Genomic DNA, 5,720 nt, shown 5'->3' on the forward strand with positions numbered 1-5,720 from the left:
CCATGCGGCGTCGTTCGGGCATTCTTATGGCTGTCCATCCGGGGCTCCGAGTTGCTGGGTGTCGGCCTCGCAACCACAGCCAACCAACTCAGCCCCGGAGGGACAACCTCCATAGCAATGACAGCTAGTGATATATGCCTCACATGCCTCGCGCTGGGCGTCGAGCGAATTAAACTCCATGTCGAGCCCTTCCTCGCTCGATTTCCGCGTGTACACGGCGGCGCGGATTTTCCGGACCGTGGCCGGCATGGCGGCGTCGGCGGCGGGTTTGCGCTTCATGCGGTGCCCCTCCGGTTCTTCAGGCCGAAGAACAGCCAGCCATTCCAGCGCGTGCCGGTGATGGCGCGCGCGATGGAGGAGAGCGACTGGTAGGGGCGCCCCTGATACTCGTAGCCGTCGTGCAGCACGGTGACGCTGTGCTCGACGCCCTGGTACTCGCGGATCAGCCGCGTGCCGGTGATCGGCTTGTCGTCGCCGCGGATGCGCCGAAGGACGGGATTGCCCCCGTCGAGCTGTTCTCCCAGGGCCTCGAGGCGCTGGATCGTCTCGGGCTTCAAGCCGCCATAGGCGAGTTCCTGGATCCGGTAGGCCAGGCGGCTTTCCAGGAAGCGCCGATTGTAGGGCGGCGGCTCGGCCGCGAAGAGTTCCCGCCATTGTTGCTTCAGGCCGGGCGTGGCGGCGGTCTTCAAAGCGGCCAGCCGGCCGAGTACGTCGGCCGGCGGGATGGCTGCAACTGTGCGCGCCACGGGCTCGATGGCGTTTGAACCGGTCATTCGGCGGGTCATGCGGAGCTCCTCTCCAAGGGGACCGCATGCACGCTCTGGTGGGCAGGATAGTGTAGCGAACTCTCTCCGGCGGTCCGGAGATCTCGGTCGAAGTCCTCGGCGGTGCGGCTTCGCAGCCGCAGCAGGCCGCGGGCGAGGATGTCACAGACCTCGCGGAGGTGGGGTGGGAGGTGGCCAACGCGATCACGCATAATCACGCGCCCGCGTTCCGCACTGCAGCGAATCGAAAAATCGAGCTAGCGATGTGCCAACAATCGCACAGGGAACCATATGATGGCTGAGACTACGGCGGAGGGCCCCGTAACTCTTCTTCAGGCTCTGAAGGCTTGGTGTGATCCCAACGTACTTATGCGGGCCCGTGAGACGCAGCAGCCCTTCTCCGCCATTGCGCTCGAGGCCGCCGGTCGTCCCGATCTGGGCCGAGCCCGCCAAGTAGATTCGACGTTTGGCGGCTACCGACCCGATGCGCTGCAGGATGCGGTTCAACGGAACGAACGGGCGTGGCGAGCGCTTCTTTCCGATTGGCGCCAAAGGGTGGAGGCAGAAGAAATCGTTCTGACGGGCATTCAGACGATGCCTGTGACCCAACGGTGCAGGAGCATGGTCTTTGGTCCCTGGGCAACGGAGTATCGATACGACTTCCTGTCGGACACCCTCGAAGGCATCGGCCACGCCTACATCGCCCTCCGAGCCTGGCGCGGCGGCCCGCCGCTTGATCTCCCTCCGAGCCCTCCAAACAACGAGAACCTGACCGAGCCAGGCGGCGTGTCTCCGAGCAGTCCGTCGAATCGGATACTGGGCGTTGACGACGTTGGGCTTCTTGACCCTGACACGGTCGCCGCATTGCTTGAACGCCATGCCGAGCACGTCTGCACCGACCTGCGCGTGAATCTGAATACGCCTGGCAAGGCTTCCGTCTTGGCGCTGGCAGCAACGAAGATGAAGGCCCGTGCCGGGCGACAAGAGCTGCGGCCTACATTGACCGAAGAGGCGGATTGGCTGGAGCGCTGGTGTGCGAAGGCGGCTCCGAGCTACCAGCCGCTCGGCGCAAAGACGATCAGCAACAAGCTTGGTGTGCTCTACCGCGATCTCCGTGGGATCGCTCGTGCTGGGTAGCGGCTTGCTCTGTTCTCCGCGAAACCTGGTTGCAATGGCGCATTGCGCATCACAGGGACCTCCTCGAGCTGTGCAATGCTGCGATCCGCGGCGGGAATGGCGTGTGTTCTTCATGCTGCCCAGGTGACAGCTGCAAGAGTCCCGATCCACATCCCCTATTCAAATGTGTGAATCGGGAAATCGGGCACGTGGATCGGGATGCTTCTAGCCGTCATGTCTGGCCTGCAGCGCACTGGACGCTGCGTGCGGGGCAGCGATGGACGGCTACAGTCATTCACCAGAACAGGACGAGCAGGACGGCGAGGCGTCGGCGTCGAGCCGCGCGATCTCGGTGTTCACCTTCACCTTCGGAACCTTTAATCAGCTGACGCCATGGACCGACCGCCAGTCGCTCTCATGGACCGACTTGGCTTTGCGGTTGACCAGCCACGAAGTCGGCCCGAAGGAAGGCACCTGCATCGTCCCGGCGGTGTTTCGTGGCACGCGTCGCCACAAATCCGATGCCGACCAGATTGACGTCGTCTTCCTGGACAGCGACACCGGGGCGGCGCTGGAGGAGATCCGGGCCGCGATCAGCGCTCGCGACTTTCGCGCCGTCATCTCCAGCACGCACAACCACCAGACGACTACGACGAGCGTCAAACGCGGCAACTGGGACAAGTTCCGCGCAAAGCATCCGGACGCGGTGACGGCCGCCGAGGCCTACCTCGTCGAGGACAAGGGCTACAGAGCCGATATCGCGACCGGCGCCGTGGTCATCGATGAGACGGGCGACACGGTGACGTTTCAGCACCAGCCCTGCCCGAAGTTCCGCATCGCAATTCCGCTGGAGCGGCCCTGGCGTGCCGGGAGCTACGACACCCAGACGGCCGCCAACGCCGCCTGGAAGGAGCGCATCGAGGCGCTGGCCGCAGCACTGAATCTGCGCCACGACCAATCCTGCACTGACACGTCGCGTCTGTTCTACCTGCCGCGCCGTCCCGCCGACGGCCCGACGGTCGAAACGGCGATCCTTGATGGAATAGCCTGCGACATCTTCGCCCTGCCGCCCGCGCCGAAGGCATCCGGGCATCCTGGTGGCGGTCGCGATTCGAAGGCCGGATCAGCTCGTCGCTCCCGGCGACGTGGCGCGGAGACCCATCCGCTTGATCCCATCACCTACTCCGACCCCGTCACCGGCGAGGTGGCCGATCTGCGTGCATGGGGGAGGAACTATGCCCGCCGATTTGAGATCGTCACGGCGCTTAGGGCCCGAAAGTCCGGTGTGTTCACTGGCAAGGTGCTGGACCACAAGCACCACCTCAGCTGCGTGAACGCCGCTGCGCACACCACCGCCGATGACGATCAGGCGACTTTCGTGATGAATGCCAGCCAGTCGGAGAAGGGCTGGTTCCTCCATCATTGCCGGCACAACCACTGCGATGGCCGAGAGCATCTGCTGTTCCTCAAGCAGATGCTGGAGCAGCAGTGGCTCCAGATTGAGGATCTGACCGATCCGCAATTCCTATGCGAGCCGCGTGACGTCACCCCCGATGGCAGTGCCGAACTGACGGAGCATGGCGTCGCGGTCGTCTTTGTCGAGCGGCACCAGGACGATCTGCGATACTGCCATACCTCCGGCTCCTGGTATCTCTGGACCGGCACCCACTGGGCCGTAAACCGCACCCGGCTGGCCTTCAGCTGGGCGCGCAGGCTCACGGCCTCCCTCAATCGAACGAGTGATTTCAAGACCCAGGCCATCACCGGCAAGGCATCATTCGCTGCAGCGGTCGAGCGCTTCGCCCAGGCCGACGAAGCGCTGGCTGTCACCAGCGACTTCTGGGACCAGGATCCGCTGCTGCTTGGCACCCCGGGCGGGGTCGTCGATCTGCGGACCGGGCTGCTCCGGTCGGCCGCCAGGACCGACTACATCGCGCGCATCACCGCTGTCGCCCCATCCGCGGCGGCTGATTGCCCTCACTGGCTGGCGTTCCTGGATCAGGCCACGGGTGGCGACGCGGCCTTGGCAGCCTTCCTCCAGCGCTGGTTTGGCTACTGCCTCACCGGCATCACCCGCGAGCATGCCCTGCTGTTTGTCTATGGCCCCGGCGGCAATGGCAAAGGCGTGCTGCTGGTGACCATCGCCGGGATACTCGGTGCCTATGCCGTCACCGCAGCGCTCGACACCTTCACAGCGTCGAAGGGGGAGCGCCATCCGACCGACCTGGCCATGCTGGCCGGTGCCAGGCTGGTGATGACGACGGAGACCGAGGAGGGCCGTGCCTGGGCCGAGGCGCGCATCAAGGCGATGACCGGCGGGGATCCGGTCACCGCGCGCTTCATGCGGCAGGACTTCTTCACCTATATGCCGGCCTTCAAGCTGACCATCAGTGGCAACCATAAGCCGGCGCTGCGCAGCGTGGATGACGCGGCCTGGCGGCGATTCAATGTGGTTCCCTTCGTGCATCGGCCCGCCGCCCCGGATCCGCAACTGAGCGACAAGCTCCGGGCCGAGTGGCCTGGCATCCTGCGCTGGATGATCGACGGTTGCCTGGCCTGGCAGCGGGATGGCCTGGCTCGTCCGAAAGCGGTCCTCGACGCCACCGCGGAGTACTTTGCAGAGCAGGATGTCCTCGCGCAGTGGATCGAGGAGTGCTGCGAGATCGGCACAGGGTTCGGTGAGACGAGCAGCAAGCTCTTTGCCTCCTGGCGGGCCTTTGCGCAGGGCCGCTCCGACGAGCCGCACAACGCCAAGTGGCTAGGCGCCATGTTGGAGCGGCAAGGCCACCGGCGCGCGAAGGACTGCGCGATGTTTCGTGGTCGGGGTTACGTCGGCATCCGGCTGCTGCCCGAGCCAGCGGCAAAGCCCTGGAACGAGACCGACGCATGACCGATCACGGGACAACGCTGGCGACGCCAGCGACGCGTGCGACACGTGATTCGGTTGATCGGCCACACGCGCGCGCGCACGTAGTGGATAAACGGTTTCTCGCGTCGCACGCGTCGCTGACGTCGCCGGAGCCACAGTTTCAAAATTCCTCTGGCATTATCGAAGGAGGCTCCGATGCCGCCACCTGACGCCACGCACGCAGACTTCCCCGCCTACAAAAGGGTCAGAACACGCGACCTAGTTCCGTACGCCCGGAACGCACGAACCCACAGCGACGAGCAGGTCGCGCAGATCGCCGCGTCGATCCGCGAGTTCGGCTTCACCAACCCGGTGCTGACCGATGGCGCCAACGGCATCATTGCCGGCCACGGGCGGGTGTTGGCCGCGCGCAAGCTGGGGCTGGACGAGGTGCCGGTGATCGAGCTGGCGCACCTCACCCCCGCCCAGCGTCGCGCCTATGTGTTGGCCGACAACAAGCTGGCGCTGAACGCCGGCTGGGACGAGGACCTGCTGCGGCTGGAGCTGACCGAGTTGCAGGAGTTGGGCTTCGACCTGGATCTGACCGGCTTCGACGCGGACGAGATCGCCGGGTTCCTGGCGGACCCGACCACAGGCCTGACCGACCCCGACGACATCCCGCCGCTGCCGGAGGCGCCGGTCAGCCAGTTGGGTGACGTCTGGCTGCTGGGCCGCCACCGCCTGGCCTGTGGCGACTGCACCGACCCGGCGGTCGTCGCCGCTGTGCTGCGTAGCGTGCGGCCCCACCTGATGGTCACCGACCCGCCGTATGGCGTGGCTACGACCCCGAGTGGCGCAACCGGGCTGGGGTCAGCACCACCCGGCGCACCGGCAAGGTCGAGAACGACGACCGTGCCGATTGGCGGGAGGCCTGGGCGCTGTTCCCCGGCGATGTCGCCTATGTCTGGCACGGCGCCCTGCACGCCACCACC

At 65.6% G+C, this 5,720-nt stretch carries 4 protein-coding genes and 1 pseudogene; 3 read left to right on the forward strand and 2 right to left on the reverse strand.

Going from position 1 to position 5,720, the window contains the following annotated elements:
- Nucleotides 1-108: 108 nt before the first annotated feature.
- Nucleotides 109-279 (reverse strand): annotated as a pseudogene (locus AAFN86_RS29450) (recombinase family protein); the annotation flags it as partial.
- Nucleotides 276-785, reverse strand: coding sequence for a DUF2924 domain-containing protein (locus tag AAFN86_RS29455; RefSeq protein ID WP_347547288.1), 510 nt, complete (start codon nt 783-785; stop codon nt 276-278). The gene AAFN86_RS29455 and the pseudogene AAFN86_RS29450, both read right to left, overlap by 4 nt.
- A 273-nt stretch (nt 786-1,058) precedes the next feature.
- On the opposite strand from AAFN86_RS29455, the gene AAFN86_RS29460 reads away from it, so the two are divergent.
- The 3 genes from AAFN86_RS29460 to AAFN86_RS29470 form a co-directional block, all read left to right on the forward strand.
- Complete coding sequence (locus tag AAFN86_RS29460; RefSeq protein WP_347547290.1) at nt 1,059-1,901, forward strand: hypothetical protein; 843 nt, start codon at nt 1,059-1,061, stop codon at nt 1,899-1,901.
- A gap of 256 nt (nt 1,902-2,157) precedes the next feature.
- Entirely contained in the window at nt 2,158-4,770 is a 2,613-nt protein-coding gene (locus tag AAFN86_RS29465) for a phage/plasmid primase, P4 family (protein WP_347547292.1), read from the forward strand.
- 174 nt (nt 4,771-4,944) lie between these two features.
- The coding region (locus tag AAFN86_RS29470) for a ParB/Srx family N-terminal domain-containing protein (protein ID WP_347547294.1) at nt 4,945-5,720 on the forward strand (776 nt) is incomplete at its 3' end.

The organism is Roseomonas sp. CAU 1739 (genome assembly GCF_039839775.1).
Classification (GTDB): domain Bacteria; phylum Pseudomonadota; class Alphaproteobacteria; order Acetobacterales; family Acetobacteraceae; genus Neoroseomonas.

Bases quoted from the DNA above. Each gene is read 5' to 3' on its own strand.
- AAFN86_RS29465 (WP_347547292.1), top strand. From the start codon at position 2,158: ATGGACGGCTACAGTCATTCACCAGAACAGGACGAGCAGGACGGCGAG.
- AAFN86_RS29455 (WP_347547288.1), bottom strand. From the start codon at position 785: ATGACCCGCCGAATGACCGGTTCAAACGCCATCGAGCCCGTGGCGCGC.
- AAFN86_RS29460 (WP_347547290.1), top strand. From the start codon at position 1,059: ATGGCTGAGACTACGGCGGAGGGCCCCGTAACTCTTCTTCAGGCTCTG.